General features: G+C 36.3%; 23 protein-coding genes. 12 read left to right on the plus strand and 11 right to left on the minus strand.

Annotation, left to right across the window (positions count from 1 at the left end; translation table 11 throughout):
• Window positions 1-30: 30 nt before the first annotated feature.
• Both rlmKL and GA0061081_RS00890 read left to right on the plus strand, forming a co-directional pair.
• Entirely contained in the window at window positions 31-2,151 is a 2,121-nt protein-coding gene (gene rlmKL / locus GA0061081_RS00885; protein WP_091346191.1) for a bifunctional 23S rRNA (guanine(2069)-N(7))-methyltransferase RlmK/23S rRNA (guanine(2445)-N(2))-methyltransferase RlmL, read from the plus strand.
• Between the two features lie 246 nt (window positions 2,152-2,397).
• On the plus strand, window positions 2,398-3,480 hold the full coding sequence (locus GA0061081_RS00890) for a hypothetical protein (protein WP_091346194.1): 1,083 nt from the start codon (window positions 2,398-2,400) through the stop codon (window positions 3,478-3,480).
• Window positions 3,481-3,718: 238 nt separating this feature from the next.
• Here the strand turns inward: GA0061081_RS00890 and GA0061081_RS00895 are convergent, their stop codons facing one another.
• Window positions 3,719-4,147, minus strand: coding sequence for a universal stress protein (locus tag GA0061081_RS00895; protein WP_091346196.1), 429 nt, complete (start codon window positions 4,145-4,147; stop codon window positions 3,719-3,721).
• 133 nt (window positions 4,148-4,280) lie between these two features.
• On the opposite strand from GA0061081_RS00895, the gene GA0061081_RS00900 reads away from it, so the two are divergent.
• Window positions 4,281-4,685 (plus strand): GNAT family N-acetyltransferase, encoded by a 405-nt coding sequence (locus GA0061081_RS00900; protein ID WP_091346198.1) that lies wholly within the window; start codon window positions 4,281-4,283, stop codon window positions 4,683-4,685.
• 1 nt (window position 4,686) lies between these two features.
• Window positions 4,687-5,280 (plus strand): Maf family protein, encoded by a 594-nt coding sequence (locus tag GA0061081_RS00905; protein WP_091346200.1) that lies wholly within the window; start codon window positions 4,687-4,689, stop codon window positions 5,278-5,280.
• Window positions 5,281-5,292: 12 nt separating this feature from the next.
• On the opposite strand, the gene GA0061081_RS00910 is transcribed toward GA0061081_RS00905, so the two are convergent.
• The 10 genes from GA0061081_RS00910 to GA0061081_RS00955 all read right to left on the minus strand — a co-directional run bounded on the left by GA0061081_RS00910 (window position 5,293) and on the right by GA0061081_RS00955 (window position 14,850).
• Window positions 5,293-5,958, minus strand: coding sequence for an ABC transporter ATP-binding protein (locus GA0061081_RS00910; RefSeq protein WP_091346202.1), 666 nt, complete (start codon window positions 5,956-5,958; stop codon window positions 5,293-5,295).
• Between the two features lie 2 nt (window positions 5,959-5,960).
• A complete protein-coding gene (locus GA0061081_RS00915) occupies window positions 5,961-7,172 on the minus strand; it encodes an ABC transporter permease (protein WP_091346204.1) in 1,212 nt (403 codons plus the stop codon).
• A gap of 85 nt (window positions 7,173-7,257) precedes the next feature.
• Window positions 7,258-7,791 (minus strand): DUF4418 family protein, encoded by a 534-nt coding sequence (locus GA0061081_RS00920; protein WP_091346205.1) that lies wholly within the window; start codon window positions 7,789-7,791, stop codon window positions 7,258-7,260.
• Between the two features lie 20 nt (window positions 7,792-7,811).
• Window positions 7,812-8,471, minus strand: a complete 660-nt coding sequence (locus GA0061081_RS00925) for an ABC transporter ATP-binding protein (RefSeq protein ID WP_091346207.1) — start codon at window positions 8,469-8,471, stop codon at window positions 7,812-7,814.
• A gap of 10 nt (window positions 8,472-8,481) precedes the next feature.
• A complete protein-coding gene (locus tag GA0061081_RS00930) occupies window positions 8,482-9,624 on the minus strand; it encodes an ABC transporter permease (protein ID WP_091346208.1) in 1,143 nt (380 codons plus the stop codon).
• Between the two features lie 17 nt (window positions 9,625-9,641).
• Window positions 9,642-10,928: an ABC transporter permease gene (locus GA0061081_RS00935; protein ID WP_091346210.1), complete on the minus strand. Its 1,287-nt coding sequence runs from the start codon at window positions 10,926-10,928 to the stop codon at window positions 9,642-9,644.
• A gap of 22 nt (window positions 10,929-10,950) precedes the next feature.
• Window positions 10,951-12,210 carry a Fe-S-containing protein gene (locus GA0061081_RS00940; RefSeq protein ID WP_091346212.1) on the minus strand — a complete coding sequence of 420 codons (1,260 nt, stop codon included), beginning with the start codon at window positions 12,208-12,210 and terminating at the stop codon, window positions 10,951-10,953.
• 102 nt (window positions 12,211-12,312) lie between these two features.
• Complete coding sequence (locus tag GA0061081_RS00945) at window positions 12,313-12,876, minus strand: iron transporter (RefSeq protein ID WP_091346214.1); 564 nt, start codon at window positions 12,874-12,876, stop codon at window positions 12,313-12,315.
• A 122-nt stretch (window positions 12,877-12,998) separates the two neighbouring features.
• Window positions 12,999-14,201, minus strand: coding sequence for an FTR1 family iron permease (locus tag GA0061081_RS00950; protein WP_202983827.1), 1,203 nt, complete (start codon window positions 14,199-14,201; stop codon window positions 12,999-13,001).
• Window positions 14,202-14,217: 16 nt separating this feature from the next.
• Entirely contained in the window at window positions 14,218-14,850 is a 633-nt protein-coding gene (locus tag GA0061081_RS00955) for a nitroreductase family protein (protein ID WP_167349270.1), read from the minus strand.
• A gap of 216 nt (window positions 14,851-15,066) precedes the next feature.
• Between GA0061081_RS00955 and GA0061081_RS00960 the strand changes: the two genes are divergently transcribed.
• From GA0061081_RS00960 to GA0061081_RS00995, 8 genes are all read left to right on the plus strand, one after another.
• Window positions 15,067-16,509 carry an LTA synthase family protein gene (locus GA0061081_RS00960; protein WP_091346218.1) on the plus strand — a complete coding sequence of 481 codons (1,443 nt, stop codon included), beginning with the start codon at window positions 15,067-15,069 and terminating at the stop codon, window positions 16,507-16,509.
• A 9-nt stretch (window positions 16,510-16,518) separates the two neighbouring features.
• Window positions 16,519-17,142, plus strand: coding sequence for a LysE family transporter (locus GA0061081_RS00965; protein WP_091346221.1), 624 nt, complete (start codon window positions 16,519-16,521; stop codon window positions 17,140-17,142).
• 166 nt (window positions 17,143-17,308) lie between these two features.
• The gene (gene gutQ, locus GA0061081_RS00970; protein ID WP_091346224.1) at window positions 17,309-18,271 is read left to right on the plus strand and encodes an arabinose-5-phosphate isomerase GutQ; all 963 of its coding nucleotides are present in this window, start codon (window positions 17,309-17,311) and stop codon (window positions 18,269-18,271) included.
• A gap of 185 nt (window positions 18,272-18,456) precedes the next feature.
• A complete protein-coding gene (gene aroK, locus GA0061081_RS00975) occupies window positions 18,457-18,978 on the plus strand; it encodes a shikimate kinase AroK (protein ID WP_091346226.1) in 522 nt (173 codons plus the stop codon).
• A 70-nt stretch (window positions 18,979-19,048) separates the two neighbouring features.
• Window positions 19,049-19,888, plus strand: a complete 840-nt coding sequence (locus GA0061081_RS00980; protein ID WP_091346228.1) for an SPOR domain-containing protein — start codon at window positions 19,049-19,051, stop codon at window positions 19,886-19,888.
• A 48-nt stretch (window positions 19,889-19,936) separates the two neighbouring features.
• A complete protein-coding gene (locus GA0061081_RS00985; protein WP_091346229.1) occupies window positions 19,937-20,758 on the plus strand; it encodes a Dam family site-specific DNA-(adenine-N6)-methyltransferase in 822 nt (273 codons plus the stop codon).
• Window positions 20,759-20,796: 38 nt separating this feature from the next.
• Window positions 20,797-21,474 (plus strand): ribulose-phosphate 3-epimerase, encoded by a 678-nt coding sequence (gene rpe, locus GA0061081_RS00990; RefSeq protein WP_091346231.1) that lies wholly within the window; start codon window positions 20,797-20,799, stop codon window positions 21,472-21,474.
• The gene (locus GA0061081_RS00995) at window positions 21,467-22,162 is read left to right on the plus strand and encodes a phosphoglycolate phosphatase (RefSeq protein ID WP_091346233.1); all 696 of its coding nucleotides are present in this window, start codon (window positions 21,467-21,469) and stop codon (window positions 22,160-22,162) included. Before rpe ends, GA0061081_RS00995 begins: the two co-directional genes overlap by 8 nt.
• Window position 22,163 lies beyond the last annotated feature (1 nt).

A 22,163-nucleotide genomic window follows, 5' to 3' on the forward strand; every position in this document is an offset into this window, starting at 1 on the left:
CCAGCAATTTTATTGTAAAGTGGATTATGCATGAAAACGCTATTTGCCAGCACATCTCGCGGGCTTGAAGAGTTATTAAAAAAAGAGTTAGAACACATTGGTTCAACCAATTGTAAGATTACGCAAGGCGGTGTCTATTTTGATGCTGACGAAACAACTTTATATCAATCACTATTGTGGTCACGTTTAGCGTCACGCATTTTATTGCCAATAGCCGAATTTGATATCTATAGCGATTTAGATCTGTATTCTTGCGTGTTCAATATTAAATGGACTGATATTTTTGCTGTCGATAACGCTTTTGTGATCAACTTTGTTGGTGTTAATGAGTTTATTCGTAATAGCCAATATGGTGCACTTAAGATCAAAGATGCCATTGTCGATCATTTTTTACGTAATACAAACCAAAGGCCCAATGTAGCAAAGCAAGATCCGGATATTCGGCTTCATGCTTATTTAAATAAAAACCGTGTCACACTGTCTTTAGATTTGAGTGGTAATAGCTTACATGAGCGTGGTTATCGCCAGCAAACAGGGCAAGCACCATTAAAAGAGACCCTTGCTGCTGCCATTATTATGCGTTCAGGTTGGCAAAGTGATGAACCACTGCTTGACCCGATGTGTGGCTCGGGCACGCTGCTGATTGAAGCCGCTATGATTGCATCAAAAATCCCACCGGGATTACAACGCAAACAATGGGGATTTTTTGCTTGGAAAGGCTTTAATCCAACTTTATGGAATGAGCTATTATTTTCAGCCAAACACAATATTTGTAAACCCAATACCCCTTTTATTGGTTACGATAATAACCCAGCAGTACTTGATCGAGCCAAACAAAATGCCATCCAAGCAGGCGTGGGTGATTTAATTACGTTTTCGATGCAAGATGTAACACAATTAAGTAATCCATTACTAGTACAAACAACCGGTATGATTATTAGTAATCCACCTTATGGCGAACGCTTAGAAAGTGAGCCAGCACTTATTGCTTTGCATACCGCACTGGGTCAACAAATCAAACAAAATTTTGGTGGGTGGAAATTATCGCTATTTAGCGGCGCTCCGCAGTTATTAGATTGTTTACAAATGCGAGCAGATAGACAATTCAAAGCCAAAAATGGTCCACTGGACTGTATACAAAAAAATTATGTCATTGCTAAGCGTAACACTGAACATCCAATCAATAATCCAACGTTGCCAGCTACAGACTTTGCTAATCGATTACGCAAAAATAAGCAAAAGTTAGAAAGATGGGCTGCTCAAGAACAGCTAGAGTGCTATCGACTTTATGATGCGGATTTACCTGAATACAACGTTGCTATCGATCGTTATAAAGATAAAATAGTGATGCAAGAATATGCCGCACCTAAAAATATTGATCCACAAAAAACACGCCAGCGACTTTTTGATATTATCAATGCAACCATGTCAGTACTTGAACTTACTGCCGATCAGCTAGTATTAAAAACGCGTGAAAAACAAAAAGGTAAACAACAATACCAAAAGCTTGGACAAAAGCAGGACTATTTTTTAGTACATGAATACCCAATTAATCAACGCAAAACCGCATTTTGGGTTAATGTGACCGATTATTTAGATACCGGCTTGTTTTTAGATCATCGCTTAGCACGAAAAATGATTGGTGAAATAAGTGCCGGCAAGGACTTTTTAAATCTATTTGCCTATACAGGTAGCGCAACAGTTTATGCCGGACTTGGCGGAGCAAAATCAACCACCACGGTCGATATGTCACGCACCTATTTGGAATGGGCTGATCGCAATTTAAAACAAAACGGTTTAACAGGTAAAAAACATCGATTAATTCAGGCTGACTGTTTGCTCTATTTATCTCAGGCTGATGAGCAATTCGATTTAATTTTTATCGATCCGCCGACATTTTCGAATTCAAAACGTATGCACGATACCTTTGATGTTCAGCGTGATCATCTAAAATTAATGACGGATTTAAAACGTCTGTTAAGACCTAATGGTACTATCATTTTCTCCAACAATAAGCGTGGTTTTAAAATGGATAGTCTCGGTATGCAAAATCTGGGGCTCACCTATCAAGAGATTACTAATAAAACCCTTTCGCTTGATTTTAAGCGCAATAAACAAATTCACTGCTGTTTTATTATAAAGCATCAATAAACAAAACCGCCAATAAGGCGGTTAATTTACACAAAAAACACAAAAAAATTAAATAAAATCAATACATTTTCTAACTGATTTTTTAATGACTTTATTTCAATAATTTTTTATTAGAAAATACTTTATTATAATAAATACAAATAAATAAAACACAACTAGTCTAATTTATTAAACTATCTTTGCGACTCTATTATTGCTAGTACAACATAACTCACATATTACCAACAATTATTTATAAGGATATAAATGAAAAGAACAATTTTTTACTTGGCGTTGATGTTATTGTCGAATTTTATTTCGAGCACATCATTAGCCGATGAATTTATACTCAACAAATACGATCCCAATGTTATAAAAACTGGCGAATACTCGCATTTCTACACAGATCCACTTACAGATACAAAAATATCCTTGCCAGCAAATAAATATAGTGCAATGAAAGTTGTCTTCCTTGATAGCTTTGTAGCAAATGATTGTTTATTCCATAAATTTAATCTAGAAAATGGTGAAATTTTTTATTTAAAAGAACAGTGTTTTTCAAAAGAAATTGAATTTAATGGACTAAAATACCTAATTCGACCAGATCAATACAGCGAAATAGAGAAAAATGTACAGGATTTGAAAAAAATAAAAATTCCTAATCTAAATGATGTTGTGGTTAAAACAGTAACTGTCACAAAAGATAATATTTATGAAGTTACTTTTTCAAATGGGTTACAAATACAAAAAGAATATCTCAATGATTTTCTCAATTTAAGCAAAAAAATCACAAACCCAGATGATTTAAAATTATTAATTCACTATATGAAAAAACACCAACTATCTTTTACAACAGGTTATGACAATCGATATTTATTTTCAATGGATAATTCAACATCACCTCTAAAAATTGACATATTTATTTCTACAAATCTAGAGGTTGCTCCCGTAGTAGATATTACATATAAAGGCACTAAGGCTTTGATTAAAAAGTTTACTATCAATCAAAATAAGGCAACATATTCTTCTATTAATACGCGTTTTTACACTATCAACTCTAATAAAGAGCTTACAATATATGAGTTGCTTTTCACCAAGCAAGAAGTAATTGAAAAGTATCGTTTCTATTTGGATAAAAAGATAACAGATTATATAAAATGGCTTAATGACAAAAAAAGTGCAAAAATAGTATTTTATGGAGATCTGCAAGACGTCAGCCAAAAAATAACAAGAAAAAATATTGTTCAATTAAAAGATATGATAAATATCAATGAATTATTAACTAAGTACTTTAAACGATCATTAGTAAGCTTAGAAAAAGATAAGGATGAAGAAGAAGATGACGATTAGCGTTAACTTACCAAGTTAGAGCTTAATTTTGTCCTATCATCAATATCGACAAAAAAGATAGAAGTAATTGATTTTGCATCTTTTATAAATTACACATTAAGTGACTAAAATTAAAAGCCCAAATTATTTATCAGGGGGAATTTTTACATTAAATTCCTCCTGCTTACCTATCTATACTGATCAAAAGTAAATTACAACGGTGCCCTCTAAAAGACATACTTAACATATAATGCTAAACCTACCGAATCACAAGCACCGCCGTTTTAGCTCCACGCACCACTCCTGACGCATTCGATCCTAAAAGATGCGTTGAGATATTGGGACGACGCGAGCCTAAAATTATTAAGTCTGGTTTGATTTCGTCAGCTAATGCAAGGATTTCATCTCTTGGATGACCAAATGCGATAGAAAACGATACATGTTCATGCGGTAAATTAATCGAATCCATTAATTGATGAAGGTATTGTTCCGTTTGTACTGTTGCATGATCTTTAAATTCATCAAATCCAAAAGAGTAAGCATTGATAATAGCCGATGAAACAGGCAAGGCATGAAAAAAGATGACTTGCGCATTAGACAATCTGGCTAAGCACTCTACATGTGGAATGACTTTTTTAGTTAATTCATCTTCAAGCACATCGATAGGAACTAAAATTTTTTTGTACATAACTCCCTCCTTGCTTTGTTATAGATTAGATTATATATTCAGCGAAACTAAAATAGGTTTTACCTTGCTAGTATGATACTAATTTTAAATGTAATCCCTAATTATTTTTATTCGTTTTATGCTGGAGATCAACATGAATTGCATTATTTATCGTTCTGATGTCAAACCGACACTAGAACAAGCCACCACCCTTTATCGTCATTGTTCATTAGGCAAACGTCGTCCACTTACCGATACCGTACGCTTTCAAGCTATGTTAGATAATGCGAATTTGGTGGTAACTGCTTGGCATGATGATAAATTGATTGGCATTGCGCGTTGTTTAACGGATTTTGTTTATATCACCTATTTGGCAGATCTCGCGGTGGATGAAAATTATCAACGACAAGGCATCGGAAAGCAATTAATTAAAGAAGTGAAAAACAATACTGACAAATCATGTTCAATTACTCTACTAGCTGCACCACAGGCAGTTGATTATTATGCTCATATCGGTTTTAATGCGCATCCTTCAGCTTGGATTTTAAGAGATAATTAAAATGAGAATCATATTAGCCTCGACTTCACCATCACGTAAAAAGATACTTGAAAAATTAGCTATCCCTTTTGAGTGTGTGCCACCTGTATGCGATGAAACACCGCTAGTCGGCGAATCAGCTCAGCAATTGGTGGTTCGGCTAGCTAAGCTTAAAGCGCAGTCATTAGTGACAGACTACCCGAATAGCTTAATTATAGGATCGGATCAAGTCGGCGTATTAGACGGTAATATTGTTTGCAAACCGCATACGGTTGATAATGCCCACAAACAGCTTCGACAAAGCAGCGGTAAAGCCTTCTATTTTTATACTGGTATGACAGTAATTAATACCAAAACTCAACAACAAACCACCATTTGCGAACCGTTTAAAGTGACCTTTCGGCACTTAACTGATTCAGAAATTGATGCCTACATTAGCAAAGAGATGCCTTTACAATGTGCTGGCAGTTTTAAATGTGATGAACTGGGCATTACCCTGTTTGATAAACTAGAAGGCGATGATATTAATTCATTGGTTGGATTGCCATTACTAAAACTCAATAAAATTATGATCGAAATGGGCTGTAATCCACTTTTAATACAACAATTGAGCTAATAAATAAACCCATTAATCAATAAATCGCCCTGCTGACATTTTCATAACTTTCTGACTATAATGGGCAACATCGTGATCATGAGTAACAATCAATAACGCTGTACCTTGTTGATGAATTTGAGTAAGTAATTGCATAATCTCGGTTGCACTCTCTTCATCAAGATCACTGGTTGGCTCATCGGCAATAATTATTTGAGGTCTACAAATTAGTGCTCGCAGTATCGCAATACGACGCATTTCACCACCAGACATATTAGCTGGATACGCATCTTGTAAGTGGCTTATTTTGGCTTTTTCAAGCAAACTCTTGGCTTCATTTAAGGGATTTTGGTTTTCTCGCTTAGTTAAATAAAAAGGCAGTCGAATATTATCAATTGCCGTTAAATTAGGCAACAAACTGCTACCTTGAGGAATATAACCAATATGCTGATTGCGAAAGGCAGAAACTTGCTGATCATTAAGCTCAAACAAATTAGTATCATTAATAGTGATTTTGCCTTGTGTTGGCGTCAGTAAACCTGCAATCATATTAAGTAACGTGGTTTTTCCACTGCCCGATTTACCCATAATGCAAATAAAGTCATCTTTTGTCATTGAAAAACTAACATTATTCACTGCTGAAAAGGTTTGTTGTCCTCTTGTGTAATCTTTACGTAGATTTTTAACATTCAGTAACATTATTATTCGCCCTCTCTAAGAGTACTATAAGTATCAAATTTAGTCATTGATAAGGCACCATAAATGCTTGATAAAGGACCAATAATTAGCGTCAGAATAAAAACAACAATTGCATACAACACTGCATCAAATAGCGAAATATTCATACATGGCAAACCAATAGATTGGCAGATTAATAAACTAAATGCATAAAGTAATACTGCCGCAATGAAAATGCCTGCAATTCCACCTAATGCACTGATAATTAACGATTCACGCAACAACATGTTAACTAAATCTCGACGTGAAGCGCCCAGTATTCGTAATAAACTAATTTCACGCTTGCGTTCATTTAAGGTTGAAGAAAATATCACAAAAATCACAATAATGGCTAACACCCAAAAAATAGCCGATAAGCTATAGACAATGGTTGAAAAGCCTGTTAACCATTTAGCGATATTGCTTAGCATTCCTTTGGTCATAACAAAATCGATATTATAGTCCATGGCATATCTGGGCATAATTTGATTAACAATATCTTTAGGTTGATAATCTGAATTGACCTTAATAAAAATCGACGAGGCATAATCAGCAAAATGGTCAACATCCCCTTCAATTAATTTTGCATTTTTCATTAATGATTGTGCTGCAGACATAGTCATAAAGACAGAGGTATCAAATCCCATCCCTGTACTATCCATTTTAGCGGCAATTTTGAAGGGATGATTAAAAAATATGATTTCATCCCCGACTTGTGAGTTAATTTTAGCACCTACAACCACTTGATTGTCGGTTAACGGTTGCGTCAGTTGCGATTGTAGCCAAGGTTTTATCACAAAGTCACTCTGCTGTTCAAACCCGATTAACTGTACTTTTGTTGTGCAACATCCCGCATTTAATGAAGCTATAAATAGCTGGGGTGAAATAGCATCAATGCCTTTGATACCTTTGATTTTATCAATTAAATCGACTTTTAAATAAAAGCTACTCGGTTCACCACGCAATAGAGCAACTTCCATATTTTTTTCATAACCATAAGGTACAATAAGAATATCAGCCCCCAATCGGTTAGCCATGCCCGAAATACCAAGACTAAGATTTTTCATCAGCACGCTACCACCAAATAGCGTTGCAGAAAAAAGCATAATGATAATAATCAAACAACAACTTCGAAATGGTCGTCGCTGAATGTTTCGCCACGCTAAATTGGCCATGGTGAGCGGTTTTTCTTGCATGATGACTTCCTGCTTGTTTTATTAAAAGGCTATCTTTGCCTATATCAGGCAAAGATGAGTATGGTTGATGTTTGCTAACAATTAGCTATCGATTTTTAGTCTTTTTATTTAAGTAATAAGTGTTAACTACAGCTACAATAAATAATAAGCTAGATAACAACACCAAAGCTGGTTTAGAGCCCATATTGCATCGCATCATCTCGTTTGAGCAGACACCAATTAAAATGGTTGGAATAGCCATAGCTAATAAAGAAATACAGGCAAGAGCCATGCTTAATCCCATTCGAACAAAAACAGTACGACTAATCAGTAGTAATACGCCAATGGCAATGACTAAACAACCGACACCAATTTCAGCTCTTGCTGTCCAAAAACACTTCATGATTTTCCCTGCACCAGCAGCATGCATGTGTCCGCTATGGGCAAGCTCACTACTTGCTCTATCCATAGCATTACTTACCGTGCCACCCATTGAATCATTCATGGTATGACTCATTGTATCAACTGGCATCACAGCATTTTCAGGCGGTGGGCAAACAGGTAAGATATATAATGGAAATAAAATAATTAATACACCAAGGACAATAAAGATACTTGACGAAATAATACGGTTTTTCATATACGACAACCTTTTGTTGGTTAATTATTAATGATACGCGCGACTTTGCCGTGCTCCAGTACTACTGTGGTTTGAGCATGTTTTGATACTTCTGGTGAGTGAGTAACCACAATGATTGTACTGCCTTCTTCGTGCAGTTGATGTAGTAAATTCATAACCATCGCTTCATTGCTTTCATCTAAATTACCAGTTGGTTCATCGGCTAGTATTAACTTAGGATAATTAATTAATGCCCTAGCAATACAAACTCGTTGCTGTTCTCCCCCCGATAACTGTCGCGGTAAGTGCTTAGCACGGGCGGCAAGCCCTACCCGCTCAAGTGCTTGCATGGCTTCTTTTTCGTCGACCATACTATGATAATACTGGGCGACCATAACATTTTCTAGTGCTGTTAAATACGGTACTAGATGGAATTGTTGAAAAATCAAGCCTATCTTATCTCGGCGAATTTCTGTCAATTGGGACAAAGAAAGCTGAGTAATATCTTGTCCATCGAGAATAACCGAACCAAGTGAAGGTTTATCCATACAACCAATGATATTCATCAAAGTCGTTTTACCACTACCAGATGGTCCCATGATCGATAACCAATTCCCTTCCTCAACCGTTAGATTCACCTCAGACAATGCATGCAGTGAACCATAAATCTTAGACACATTTTTTACTTCGAGTATATTCATACTTTATATCCTATTCACCACGTAAAACTAACGCTGGTTCGACCTCAAGTGCACGTTTTACCGGAATTAAACACGCAATCACCGTAACTATCGCCGAAATAATAATGGTGACTGGAATTAGATAAAACTCAATAATAATTGAACGACCAAACACATTGGTACTGATGATTTGCGCAAAAATAAACCCACAAATAGCCCCAATCATGCCACCAACGATACCTAAAACTAATCCTTCGGCTAAAAACTCTTTTGCGATACTTTGGTTAGTTGCCCCGATTGCTTTTTTAAGACCAATCTCTTTGCGGCGCTCCATGACCACAGTCATCATGGTGGTGGCCACACAAATCATAGTTAGTATTAATACAACAAAAGTGACTAAATAAAGTAACGAGGATAATTTACCAAGTACCAGAGTTTCGGATTTTGTCACCCATTTAATCAAATGAGGATCGATTGTGCTGGATTGTTGTTTGAGTGTCTCAATATACTGCTGTAACTCAAGTTCAGTTGCCGTAATACTCACTTCGACTACTTCGGCTTGTTCTCTTTCTTCAAATAACTGTTCTAAATCATGTAAGTCAATAAAAATAAAACCATCTTCAGAGCGCCCTGTTTTGACAATGCCGGTGACTTTCAGGTCCTCATCAAAACGTGAGTCTTGTTTAGATTTACCCGAAATGGTCATAGGGCTACCAATGGTTAACTTAGCGAAATTAGCAATATCGGTACCAATCATTATTTCATGTGGATTTTGTGGCAACGTACCTTCAATGTGCCAATAAGGACTGGTTTTAGTTACTTGCTTAAAGTCTGTTCCCACAATAGTATAAGGGTGTTGATTACTGCGAATTGACTCATAACGAAACGGGGTCACGCCAAGTAATTTATCTTTTGGCAAAAAACTCACCGCATTATTAACATCCGTCATTGCCACCGTTGGCTGATTATTAGCGGGTAACAATAGAAGATTAGCACCATAAGAACGGAACTCTTGCCCCATTTGCCGTGGTATATCATAACAAAGCGTAATCATACCAAGGAGCACTGTTGCTCCAATTGCAACACCAAGCAAAGCAATAGCTATACGAGAACGGCGGCGGATAAGTGAACTAAACACCGTTTTAATAATAAAGCGTCTATTTTTATTCATCATGATAGTGACCTTTCACCTTATCGACCATGTAGCACATCTGTTGGACGTAAAAACATCATAATACGCAATGCCGGTAAGCTACCTAACAAGGTGATCAAGCTAACCATAATTAGGACTAAAGGCACAATGATCATTTTAGGCTGAACAAACGATCCAAATACGGTATGACCAATGATTTGCGCAAAGCCAAGCCCAATAAAGTAACCAAAAAAACCACCAAGTAAGGCAATAATTAAGATCTCAGTTAATATTAACATCGCAACCGCTGTATTGGTTGCGCCAAGCGCTTTTAATAAGCCAATTTCGGTACTACGTTCAATAACATTAGCTGTCACCAAATTTGAAATCGCCAATGCCGAACAAATCAACGATAAGATAGTCAGCAATAACATTAATAATTGTGTTTTTTGTAATATTGCCCCCTCAGATTCAGCCACTTGCATAATAGCTTTGACTCTAACATCAGGCATTAATTCTTCAAGTTGATAAGCTATTGAACTGATATAAGCGGTACAATACCATGTGTCCCACTCGGTTCTAGATAAGCTATTCGGATCTTGCGCCGCTTTGCGCGCTAATTCGTTTTCGGGGGTGGTTAATGCACTCACCTCAACACGCTCAACCAGCCCTTTTTTATTGGCAAGATCTTGTGCAACGGGTAACGATACATAAATTTGAGCATCTTCTACGCCCCCGCTATGAAAAATATTATTCACTGTCAGAGTAAGCTTTTTGTTGTTTTGCATTGAGATAATATCTATCGTATCACCTAGCTTTAAATTCCACTGTTTCGCAACAGTTTCACCTACCATCACACCTTGCAAATTGTCATCGGTCATGGGCTTACCGTCAATTGTCCACCACGATTTCATAGCTAACATGCCCGTATCAACCTGATCGCCAGTTGGTATATTAAGATGTTTATTAAACCAAGTGCCCACCACCGTAATAGGGTTATCATGAAAGGTCGCTTGAGTTGTTAGAAAAGGCGCAAAATCAACGATATTATAGGCCCAAAATATCATCTTAATTTTGACAAGTTCATCTTGCTTAATATACTGCACAGCTTGCCCTTTATCATTGTTATCAAGTTGATACATTTCACTAATTACAGAACTACCACGAGGAACGATATTGAGATTAGCACCATAGGCTTTTAATTCTTGGTTCACTTTATCCCCCACGTCAAACATCACATTTAACATGGCGGTAGCAAGCGAAACGCCCAAAGCAACCGTTAGGGCAATAAGAAAGAGTTTCTTTTTTTGGTGAACTAATACACTACATAACATTCTGCGAAACATAACCTATTCCTTTTAATACGCTTTATTTGAAACGACTTTTTTCTGCTTCAAGATTCGCAGGGCGAATCACCATATTGCCGTCAATAATTTCGTATTTAAGTGGGACAGGGTTACACCCACCCGAAAATCCAATCGTTGCAATATTCATGACTACATCACACAAACTACATACCACTTGATTACCGCGTTGGTAGTAACCACTTGCACCACAAATATCACAAGCATCAAATCCAACACCATAAGCATTTTCGCTTTTTTTGATAATAATAAAGCGGACTAAAGTACCATCCGTTGTTTTATAACCATAACGATGTAAATTACCATCGTTCACCTGATCAAGGGGAATAACAATTAAGCCATGGGTATTAGGGGTCACTGGCTCTGCTGGTGTAAGCTCTACCCCTTTATCAAAAATATAACGCGCACGCGTTACAGTATAAGCAGTGATTGCGGTACCCGCCATAATCATTAAGGCACTTCTTCTATTGCTGTGTAATTGCGCTTTTAGTTTGCGAATTTGAGCTGGATTACTACCCACTAACGAGGTTGTTTTAGACTTGATGTATAAAGCAATGGCTAAACAAATCACTATAGCCATAAAAATAAAGATAAAAAAGTTAATATGTCCAAGAATGAAAATAACCAACTTCATCATCCAAGGCTGTGTTGAAATAAAACGTCTAACAATTAAAATTTGTAAAATATTAATGCTATTTTGAATAGCAAAAATAATAATCGACAATGCAGTAATGGTAAAAACAAATTTAGTCGACAATCGACCACAAGCACGATAAACAAACAGCCCCGTTAACAAAATAACCAGCAGAGCAAACCCATAGCCTACCCACTTAAATAAGTAGTCATGATTAAAGATAGAATCCATACCAACTGCAAATTCGAACGGGTAAAGCATTAAATTAGGTAAATATTGAGCACTGATCGAGCCAATACCTACTACAAATAGCACTATCAATACAGCATTGCCAACACGTCCAATGCAATTATCAGTAGATTTTTGTAAACAAATACCTATTACAACGGGTATAGCAATAATAACCCAAGGTATAATTACCCCAAGATCATAAAATTCACGAACAGCAAAACCCGTATTGCGTTTTAAAACGACATAGACTAAGGCAGCAACAAATCCCACTATAAAACCGAATAAAATAATTTTTTTACTATGATTAGGTATTGATTTCACAACTACTGCACTAAGTAGTGCCATCATCATGGCCGGAACGAAAGTATTATCGGTAATATTGATAAGGTATTGAAGCATATTCATTGCCTAGTGATTACAAATGTTATTGGTGAGCATAATGCTCACCAATAACTGACTATTAATTATCAAATATAATTATATTTAGTGTTTAAAACACAATTACCATGCACGTGGAATATAATCAAAGTCCCAAGAAACTTCAATCGGTTTAGTCCAGAAGCGACCTTCTACCCCTGTTTCTTTATCAACGTGTAATAAATAACCTTGTTTTTCAGGATTTTCAATCGTAAACGTGACTTTATATTTACCTGCACCATCAAGTTTAATATTATTACCATAGTGAGGGCCATCCGATGCGTTCATTGGCATAAAGTTACCTTCGATCGCTTTATCGCTACCTTCTTTTTGTATTTTATACTTAACGGTCAAATAAGGGACAAAATCACCAACGCCATAACCTAATTTGTTACCTTCTGCAGCAGAGATATCTGCTTCAATATGCATATCTGATTTTGAAGCTGGCAAACCACCCATTCCAGCCGGTTCCATATCAACAGGTTGGAAATAAACTGCGCCAATATGTAATGGACCAACAGTGACTTCATCACCGATTGGGAACTCTTCAAAACCTTTTTGTTCACCTGGCGCTGGCGCTGCTGCGTGAGCAAACGAAGATAACGCAAGTATTGAAGCAATACCCGCAGATAATACTAATTTTTTCATTGAAAACTCCTTCACTTTCTTTTTAACAACTTTTTTAACAAATATTCCTAAAGGCTTGTCTCTATTTTATTGGTGGCAAATCCGTTCACTCTTCAAACCATTCTTTTAAATGAATTATATTATTAACTCTTATAATTTTTATGACTAGGCTTAAATATGTAATATATAACTGCAAACGCCACAATAAACACCATAATGACTTGTGGAATTAATGTCTCTAGTGTTGGATAAATACCTAAAATCTCAACAGAATGAACAAAATCAACAGGAGTAACCGAAATAATATCAGCCTCTTGCAACTCTTTCACTCCACCACCAGCAAAAGCAATTGCCATAACATACATTAATATACTAGTACCAATAAAGAATGGTTTAATCGGCAGTTTCATTGAGCCAAAACGAATCACCATAAAAATCACTGCCAACACAATTGTTCCAACGGCTAGTCCATACCAAACCTTATCCATATGATCTTGAGCATCAACTAACATGGCTTGATAAAATAAGATCGTTTCAGCACCTTCTCGAAAAACAGCTAAAAAAGCGGCAAAACCTAATGCAAAACGACTTCCTGATGAAATTGCTGTTTGCACTTTACCTTGGACATAACTCTTCCACGCTTCAGCTTCGGCTTTAGAAAACATCCAGTTACTAATAAAAAACAACACCACTGTTGCAAGTAACATTGCCGAACCTTCTATAATTTCTTGATTAGCGCCACTGATTGTAATTGCAGATCGGAGTGCTATCGCAGCAAGTACACTGGCAAAAACAGCAGCAAGTGAACTCATATAAACTACTTTCACCATTGGCATATTCCCAGAACGAACAAGATAAGCTGAAATTGCTGCAATGACTAAAATCGCTTCTAAGCCTTCTCGGAATATAATAATAAATGAAGCAAAGAAAACGCCCCAACCACTCTCTTTTTTGCCATCCAATTCGTTAGCGTCTTCATGCAACATTTTTAAAATTGTATCTATCTCAACACGAACAGCTTTATTTGGTGCACCATCACTCATCAACCGCTTAATTTTAGCAAATTGATATTCAGTATCAGTGCCACGCTTACCCGAAATATAAGACATAACAGCACGCTCTACCCCGTGCTTTTCATAAAAGCCAAAATAGGCATTATTAACACGAGCTTTGGCACGCTCAACATCTTTCATAAAGTAGATATCATAAGCGTCATTTAAAATGACATCCATTTCACTAATAATGGCATTCCAGCTTTCATATTTTTTTTCTACCGCATAAGACGATGGTGCAAAGGCCATTAAGCTTGCAATAAGAAGCAAAGCAAGTGTAATAAATCTTTTCATATTCCGTTATTACCTCTTATTTTCCTAATAAAAGCATACCAAGTGGTTTACTGCCTTCGGGTAATTCTAGCTCTTGGATGATGACGTCTGGTTTAATAGAATGAATATAACGGGCGCTTAATTTCAACGCTGTCGCAGCTAAATAGGCATTTTGACTCATTGCGCCAACAGCTGTGTAACTAAAATTAGCAATTTGTTCTGGATTGATATCCGTAAATGCATGCGCATCTGACACAAAAATCAACGAATAAGCCGCTCGCTTAGTAAAATTTTGTAAACCAATATCAGCACGAATATCTTTATTATTAATTTCTTTTAAATAATGTCCTTCCCACTCATATAAAAAAGTGCCCTTTTCACCGGCAACATAAATTCGTACGTAAGGAGGATTACCATTAGCCATTGGCACAGTCCAACCGTTTTTGCCTCGGTTTAAACCACTTGCCGCCCAAAGCACAGTTGAAAGTTCATCATCAGCCACTTGACCAGCAGGGAAACCACCTCCAGGCGTTGAAGAGCGCTTTTTCAAACTTTCAAACAAACTCATGCCATCTCTAGTTTGTGGTGTTGGTAATGTAATATCGGCATAACAAAAAAAGAAGCAAAATAAAGATAAAATGGCAATGACTTTCCGTATAAAACACGGCATAGCAACCCCTGACATCATAATAATGGAATAGGGATATCTTATTGCGAATGACATCAATTATCAACATCAAATAGTAACAATTATCATTTTGCCCCATAGTAACACTATTTTTATTGGCATTTTATAATACGAAATTAACCGATATTTTTATTTTTTTGCGCATTAAGTATATACTTAAGCAAAATTGATTCTTGAATAAATTGAGCAACACATTTTATGCCATTATCGACACTGATTGTTTTACCACTTTTTATTATCGCAATTGTTTTTGCCACATTTTTTAAACAAAAAAAGTGGCAATTTTTAAGCATAACATTATTCACAGTCTTTATCGTAATGGAGCTCACTTCTATCTACTTTAGTGGTGGCTTTATTGATTATCAGTTTTATGTGAATTTAAACGTTAATGACATTATTGAAGGGCTATTTATCTTTAAATTACAAGCTGCTTTGGTTATTGTCGTTTTTTTTACCCTTATTTTTTTACTATCAAAACTAGCGAATTGGTGCAAACACAAATGCCCTTTAATTGTTCGTTTATTATTAGCCGTTATAGCAATTGTATCAATTAGTTATCACAATGGACCACTAAGCCGTTTATACGAAATCTATCAAGTGACAAGTGCCCCTCGTAAGCCATTTGATCAAGCGTTACAATCACTCAATATGACTAACTATACTAATAAAAATCAGCTTGTTAGTCATCAGGGTAAAAATATTATTGTGCTATCTTTAGAATCGTTTGAACAAGGCTTTTTTGATTTTGACAACATAACGCCTAATTTACGACAACTTCGCCAAGATTATACTTTTTTTGCCAATATGCCAATGAGCCCTGGTAGCAGTTGGACTACCGCATCAATGTATACTTATATGACCGGTATGCCTTTTTTAATTGGCGGCTATACCACATCACCATTAATGCGTGCAGATAAAACAAACTTAGTTAGTTTGGGGGATGTGCTTAAACAAGCGGGGTATCAAACCCGTTATGTAATGGCAAGCCCTGATTTTGCTGGTATTGGTCATACTGCTGAGCTGTTTGGTATGCAAGTTATTTCAGAAAAAAACTATGTTGGGCAATATCCAGCAGCACCTTTTGGGTTATATGACAAAGATATTTTTGATGTTGCGCAAAAACAAATTAGCGAAATGCGCGAAGCGAACAAACCCTTTGCTTTATTTGTTTCGACTGTTTCAACCCATGCACCAAATGGTTTTGATGATGAAAGAATGCGCTCAGTTATTTCACCAAAAGCAGATAATATGTCGTTTGTTGCAGCATCATTGGATCATAACTTAGGGCTTTTTATCCAACAATTAAAAGATAAAGGATTATTGGAAAACACGGTATTTTACATTTTTCCAGATCACTTAATGATGGGTTCTGGCACACCAACAATCAATCGTCTTTCACAAAAAGAACGCAAACTTTATTTATTAACAAATGCACGCACACAAGATCTACAAAAAACACCTGATCAGACCATTTATCAAATAGATTTGCCGCGTTTAATTTTAAACGGCGCACAAATTGAAAGTAATGCCAAATTTTTGACTGACTATTTAACCAAGCCTAATTTTGATAAAAAACAGTTTATTGAACAAAATAAATCCAATATTGCAACGATCAATAATTCAGCACAAGTGTTCAAATAGGCGTACAAAATGGCATTTGATACATTAATTTTAGTCTCTACGATTAGTTTTCTAGGTATGATATCGCCTGGACCTGATTTCTTTTTGGTGTTAAAAAACAGCTTAAGTTATAACCGCAAAATAGCATTACTCACCTGTTTAGGTGTCATTACAGCTATCTTAGTTCATATGAGCTATTGTGTTGCAGGCATTGCAGTGCTTATCACCACCACACCGCTACTTTATAATGCTTTACGTTATGCGGGTGCTGCTTACCTAATATGGCTTGGTATAAAGGCTCTAATTGCCTCAAAACCAAATACGACCTATATAGGTAAACAACAAACAAAACAATCAATTTCAGAAAAATCAGCCTTTATGCAAGGTTTTTTATGTAATTTACTTAATCCTAAAGCAACGTTGTTTTTTTTAGCAACCTTTACTCAAGTTCTTAATGCAGAATCATCAACATTTGATAAACTCATCGTTGCCTTGATTATTTGGATTGAAGCTATATTTTGGTGGCCTTTTGTCGTGTTGATTTTTCAAACACAAAGCGTACAACGCCGTTATTTTAAAATTCAATTTATCATTGATAAATTACTGGGTATCATTTTAATAACTTTGGGAATAAAAGTCGCTTTAGGATTTTAGATTATTAAAAGATAATAGGTAGATATTGTTAAAAAAATACACACTTTTTTGAATATTCAACCGTTAATTGTTAAACTGGTAGTAATTGAACTTTTATCATCGTTTTTCCTTTGTTAACGGTTATAAATTCACTGAACACTTATTTTCATTCGATAGGCTAATTGAAATGAATAAATTATTACAATATGGTCGAGAGCTTCTTGAATTAGAGATACACGAAGCGCAAAAATTACCAGATCGACTAGGTAACGATTTTGTTAACGCATGTCAGCTTATTTTAAGCACCAACGGTAAAGTGGTTGTTTCAGGTATTGGAAAGTCTGGGCATATAGGTAAAAAAATTGCCGCTTCATTAGCAAGTACAGGTAGTCCAGCTTTTTTTATGCATCCATCGGAAGCCTTGCATGGCGATTTAGGGATGGTTACACCAAACGATGTAGCCGTTTTAATTTCTTACTCGGGCCGAGCCAAGGAGTTTAATTTAATTTTACCTATTCTTGCCGAAATGAATGTACCGGTTATTGCTATTACTGGAGGATTAGATTCGCCACTAGCAAAATCAGCTCAGGCCATTCTTGATATTTCAATTGAAAAAGAAGCTTGCCCAATGGGACTTGCGCCAACATCAAGTTCAACCAACACATTATTAATGGGTGATGCTCTTGCGATCGCTGTAATGCGCGCACGGGGCTTTAAAGAGGAAGATTTTGCACGCTCTCACCCTGCTGGTAGCTTAGGTGCTAAATTACTTAACCATGTGAGAGATGTAATGCGTACCGGCGATCGAATTCCGAAAATTTCGCAAACTGCAACGGTATTTGATGCTATGCTAGAATTAAGCCGTACAGGTGTGGGGTTAGTTGCAATTTGTCAAGATAACAATAAAATAATTGGCGTATTTACCGATGGTGATTTACGTCGATTATTATTAAAAAATGGTACATTACAAGATAGCATTATGGAAGTTATGACCAGCCCTGGACATCGCATCCCTGAAAATTGGAAAGCGGTTGAAGCACTAAAATCATTTAATGATCATAACATTACCGCAGCTCCCGTTGTTAACAGCGAAGGCGAATTAGTAGGCGCTTTAAACATCCATGATTTGCACCAAGCGGGTATTAACTAAAACTATTGATAAATACCTATTGCCAAAAGGTGCTATCTATTGAGATAATTACCGACCTAAATTTTTGTCGTTAGACGGAGATCCAAGAAAAGTTACACAGTGATAACGCGAATAACACTATAAAGTTATAGCGCATGATATTGTGTTGTATATTTTAACCAAAATTAATAGATGATGAAACTACAATGGCAGAAAAGCGAAATATCTTTCTAATTGGCCCAATGGGGGCAGGAAAAAGCACAATAGGCCGACAAATTGCACAACAGTTAGGCATGGATTTTTTTGACTCAGATCAAGAGATTGAAAAACGTACAGGCGCTGATATCGCATGGATTTTTGATCTAGAAGGGGAAGAAGGATTCCGTGCCAGAGAAGAAAAAGTCATTAATGAGTTGACAGAAAAACAAGGCGTCGTTCTTGCAACGGGTGGAGGTTCAGTCTTATCTAAAGAAACACGCAATAGATTATCTGCTCGTGGAATTGTTGTCTACCTTGAAACAACGATTGAAAAGCAAATGGCAAGAACACAAAAAGATAAACGTCGCCCACTATTACAAGGTAGTAACACCCCGCGTGAACTTTACGAAGAGCTAGCCGATAAACGCGAACCACTTTATGAAGAAATTGCCGATATTACAATTAAGACTGATGAACAAAGTGCCAAAGGTGTTGCTGGTTATATCATTGATCAAATAGAGCAAATTTAGACCATCATTTTCACTTACGATGGCAAGTTATAGCAAGGCAATAAACCTACTAATAGGTTAAGGAGTAGAAATGCGTGTAGATAGAGAAGATCGTTATATATCTGAACAACCTAATAAAGGCGCTATACTCTCATCAAAATTACCAAAATTGCTACAAGATTGTTTTAAGAAAAAGCGAATTCTACTTGGTCTGGCAGTTGTCATTATTCTATTATTGGTTAGTCTAGTTTTGTTTCGCTCTTCAAACAAAAATGAACCAACACCATTAACGCCACCAGAAATTAATGGTGTTGAAGGATCGCAAGTACCAAGTGACTCCGTTACACATGGACAAGATGAGATGCCCATGAACCCGGAACAAACCAACTCAGAACAAAATGCAGAGCCAAATACACAAGGTAACAAGCAAAGTTCCGAAATACCTAATGATGTAAACCATAATTTAAACTCAAATGGCAATCCAAAAGATAGACCAGAGGTACCAACCAATCCGGTTATACCTCCATCCAATACAAATGGTGTTGAAAATTCAAATAACATTAAAGCAAATCCGGCTAAAACTAGAGAAAATAAAGGCAACATCAATGGAAAAACATCTCATCATAAACCTGATAAAAATGTAACTACGACAAATAATTTAAAGCTAAAAGATAACAGTTATAGCATACAGCTTACTGCATCTAAATCAGCTGATGGGCTAAAAAAATTTATTAACCAACATAAAATAACTAATTACCAAGTTTATGAAACTAAACGTAATAATGAAAAATGGTATATTTTAATAAAAGGCAATTACTCATCATCTGAAGAAGCACATAAAGCAATTAAGTCTTTACCAAGTGCACTACAAAAAGACAAACCATGGGTTAAATCTGGTGCAACGATTAATAAAGAAAAAGCAGCAAAATAATCAAGGATATCGTTTATTTATCCGAGCAAAGACAAACAGGAGTATCCGTTGAAGAAGCGACGAGCCTTTTTAAAATGGGCTGGAGGAAAATATGAGCTTGTAGACACAATTAAACGGTATCTACCAGAAGGCGATCAACTGATTGAACCTTTTGTCGGCGCTGGCTCCGTGTTTTTAAATACTAACTACAAAAGTTATATTTTAGCGGATATCAATCATGACTTAATTTCATTATTTAAATTATTACAATCGAGTCCTGATAAGTTTATTCATGACCTTAGATTGCTATTTACTGCTCAAAATAACCACCCTGATGCATTTTATCAGTTGCGTGATGTATTCAATGGTAGTCAAGACCAATATTTTAGATCACTCTTATTTGTCTATTTAAATCGACATTGTTACAACGGTCTATGCCGTTATAATAATAGGGGGCTATTTAACGTACCATTCGGACGTTATAAAACTATTTATTTTCCAGAAAAAGAACTCTATTTTTTTGCAGAAAAAGCGCAAAGGGCCCAGTTTATTTGTGCACCTTATTACGAAGTAATGAAGCAAGCAAAACAAAATTCAGTAATTTATTGTGATCCGCCCTATATATCCCCAAATGAATCAGCGGGTTTTACAGCTTATTATTCAAATATATTTGGATTTGAAGAGCATAAAAACTTATCAAAATTAGCCGAAAACATGGCATATAAAAAAAATATACCAGTGCTAGTGTCTAATCATTATACTGATTACACAATGACCCTTTACAGCAAAGCAAGTCAGCTATATCGAGCAGAAATGCGACGCTCAATTAGTTGCGCAGGTGAAGGTCGCAAAAAAATCGATGAGATTTTAGCATTATATAAAAAGCCATAAACAGGCTTAACTATAATGAAAGTTATGAGAGGTAGGTTATGAAAAAATACATTATTGCGCCATCAATATTATCAGCTAATTTTGCTCGTCTTGGTGAAGACACTCAAAAAGTGCTCGATGCAGGAGCCGATGTTATCCATTTCGATGTCATGGATAACCATTTTGTACCAAACCTCACAATGGGAGCCATGTTTTGTAAAGCACTGCGAGAATATGGCATTACTGCACCTATTGACGTCCATTTAATGGTATCACCGGTTGAAGAACTCATCACCGCTTTTGCCAAAGCAGGCGCAACCAACATATCCATTCACCCAGAAGCTACTGTACATTTGGATCGTTCATTACAGTTAATTAAAGATCATGGTTGCACAGCCGGTATTGTACTCAACCCAGCAACACCGCTTAATTGTCTAGATTATATTATAGAAAAAATTGACATCATTTTACTTATGAGCGTTAATCCAGGCTTTGGTGGGCAATCGTTTATACCTTCCACCATCAAAAAAATACAACAAGTAAAACAGCGTATTATAGAGTCTGGGCGCGATATTCGTTTAGAAGTTGATGGCGGCGTAAAAGTCGAAAATATTGCAGAAATAGCCAAAGCAGGCGCAGACATGTTTGTTGCTGGATCAGCCATATTTAACCAACCGAATTATAAAGCTGTTATTGATGCAATGCGTAAAGAGTTAGCAGGAGTGACACATGCATAAACTAAATGACATTCAAGCAATCGCCTTTGATTTAGACGGTACCCTTGTTGATAGCGTACCCGGGCTTGCACTAGCGGCACAAAAAATGTTGGCCGACTTAACCCTACCGACAATCAGCAACGAACAGATCAAAAACTTTGTAGGTAATGGTATTGATATCATGTTGGAACGGGTATTTAATGCAATTGGCACAACGCCTTCTGGCGAACTTTTTTCAAAAGCAAAAAACCTTTTCAATCAACATTATAATAAAGTAATGGATGCCGAAACCAAGTTATTCCCTCACGTCAAAGCAACCTTAAAAACACTGCATGACAGCCAATACCCATTGGCATTAGTCACCAATAAGCCGGCACAATTTTTGCCAGCCTTACTGACTTCTTTAGGTATAAAAGAGTACTTTTCATTAGTACTTGGTGGGGGCGATGTCATTAAATTAAAGCCACACCCAGCACCTTTATATCAAGTTATGGCAACCTTTGGACTGTTTAGTGATCAACTTCTATTTGTTGGCGATTCTAAAAACGACATCACTGCAGCACAAAATGCCAATTGCCCAACCGTTGCGTTAAGCTATGGCTATAACTATGGCGTTTCGATTGCTACTAGCAATCCTGATTTTTTATTGGATGATTTTAAAGAGATATTAACATTATTACCTCAGCCAAAAGCTGATGCAAAAAAATAAT

Origin of the sequence: Gilliamella bombicola, assembly GCF_900094945.1 — a bacterium.
Classification (GTDB): domain Bacteria; phylum Pseudomonadota; class Gammaproteobacteria; order Enterobacterales; family Orbaceae; genus Gilliamella; species Gilliamella bombicola.

What these genes read in the sequence shown, in the direction of transcription:
- GA0061081_RS00925 (WP_091346207.1), bottom strand. Translation starts at nt 8,471, where the DNA reads ATGAATATACTCGAAGTAAAAAATGTGTCTAAGATTTATGGTTCACTG.
- GA0061081_RS00955 (WP_167349270.1), bottom strand. Translation starts at nt 14,850, where the DNA reads ATGCCGTGTTTTATACGGAAAGTCATTGCCATTTTATCTTTATTTTGC.
- GA0061081_RS00890 (WP_091346194.1), top strand. Translation starts at nt 2,398, where the DNA reads ATGAAAAGAACAATTTTTTACTTGGCGTTGATGTTATTGTCGAATTTT.
- aroK (WP_091346226.1), top strand. Translation starts at nt 18,457, where the DNA reads ATGGCAGAAAAGCGAAATATCTTTCTAATTGGCCCAATGGGGGCAGGA.
- GA0061081_RS00940 (WP_091346212.1), bottom strand. Translation starts at nt 12,210, where the DNA reads ATGCTTCAATACCTTATCAATATTACCGATAATACTTTCGTTCCGGCC.
- gutQ (WP_091346224.1), top strand. Translation starts at nt 17,309, where the DNA reads ATGAATAAATTATTACAATATGGTCGAGAGCTTCTTGAATTAGAGATA.
- GA0061081_RS00915 (WP_091346204.1), bottom strand. Translation starts at nt 7,172, where the DNA reads ATGCAAGAAAAACCGCTCACCATGGCCAATTTAGCGTGGCGAAACATT.
- GA0061081_RS00920 (WP_091346205.1), bottom strand. Translation starts at nt 7,791, where the DNA reads ATGAAAAACCGTATTATTTCGTCAAGTATCTTTATTGTCCTTGGTGTA.
- GA0061081_RS00905 (WP_091346200.1), top strand. Translation starts at nt 4,687, where the DNA reads ATGAGAATCATATTAGCCTCGACTTCACCATCACGTAAAAAGATACTT.
- GA0061081_RS00945 (WP_091346214.1), bottom strand. Translation starts at nt 12,876, where the DNA reads ATGAAAAAATTAGTATTATCTGCGGGTATTGCTTCAATACTTGCGTTA.
- rpe (WP_091346231.1), top strand. Translation starts at nt 20,797, where the DNA reads ATGAAAAAATACATTATTGCGCCATCAATATTATCAGCTAATTTTGCT.
- rlmKL (WP_091346191.1), top strand. Translation starts at nt 31, where the DNA reads ATGAAAACGCTATTTGCCAGCACATCTCGCGGGCTTGAAGAGTTATTA.
- GA0061081_RS00930 (WP_091346208.1), bottom strand. Translation starts at nt 9,624, where the DNA reads ATGATGAATAAAAATAGACGCTTTATTATTAAAACGGTGTTTAGTTCA.
- GA0061081_RS00900 (WP_091346198.1), top strand. Translation starts at nt 4,281, where the DNA reads ATGAATTGCATTATTTATCGTTCTGATGTCAAACCGACACTAGAACAA.
- GA0061081_RS00895 (WP_091346196.1), bottom strand. Translation starts at nt 4,147, where the DNA reads ATGTACAAAAAAATTTTAGTTCCTATCGATGTGCTTGAAGATGAATTA.
- GA0061081_RS00960 (WP_091346218.1), top strand. Translation starts at nt 15,067, where the DNA reads ATGCCATTATCGACACTGATTGTTTTACCACTTTTTATTATCGCAATT.
- GA0061081_RS00935 (WP_091346210.1), bottom strand. Translation starts at nt 10,928, where the DNA reads ATGTTTCGCAGAATGTTATGTAGTGTATTAGTTCACCAAAAAAAGAAA.
- GA0061081_RS00910 (WP_091346202.1), bottom strand. Translation starts at nt 5,958, where the DNA reads ATGTTACTGAATGTTAAAAATCTACGTAAAGATTACACAAGAGGACAA.
- GA0061081_RS00965 (WP_091346221.1), top strand. Translation starts at nt 16,519, where the DNA reads ATGGCATTTGATACATTAATTTTAGTCTCTACGATTAGTTTTCTAGGT.
- GA0061081_RS00980 (WP_091346228.1), top strand. Translation starts at nt 19,049, where the DNA reads ATGCGTGTAGATAGAGAAGATCGTTATATATCTGAACAACCTAATAAA.
- GA0061081_RS00950 (WP_202983827.1), bottom strand. Translation starts at nt 14,201, where the DNA reads ATGAAAAGATTTATTACACTTGCTTTGCTTCTTATTGCAAGCTTAATG.
- GA0061081_RS00995 (WP_091346233.1), top strand. Translation starts at nt 21,467, where the DNA reads ATGCATAAACTAAATGACATTCAAGCAATCGCCTTTGATTTAGACGGT.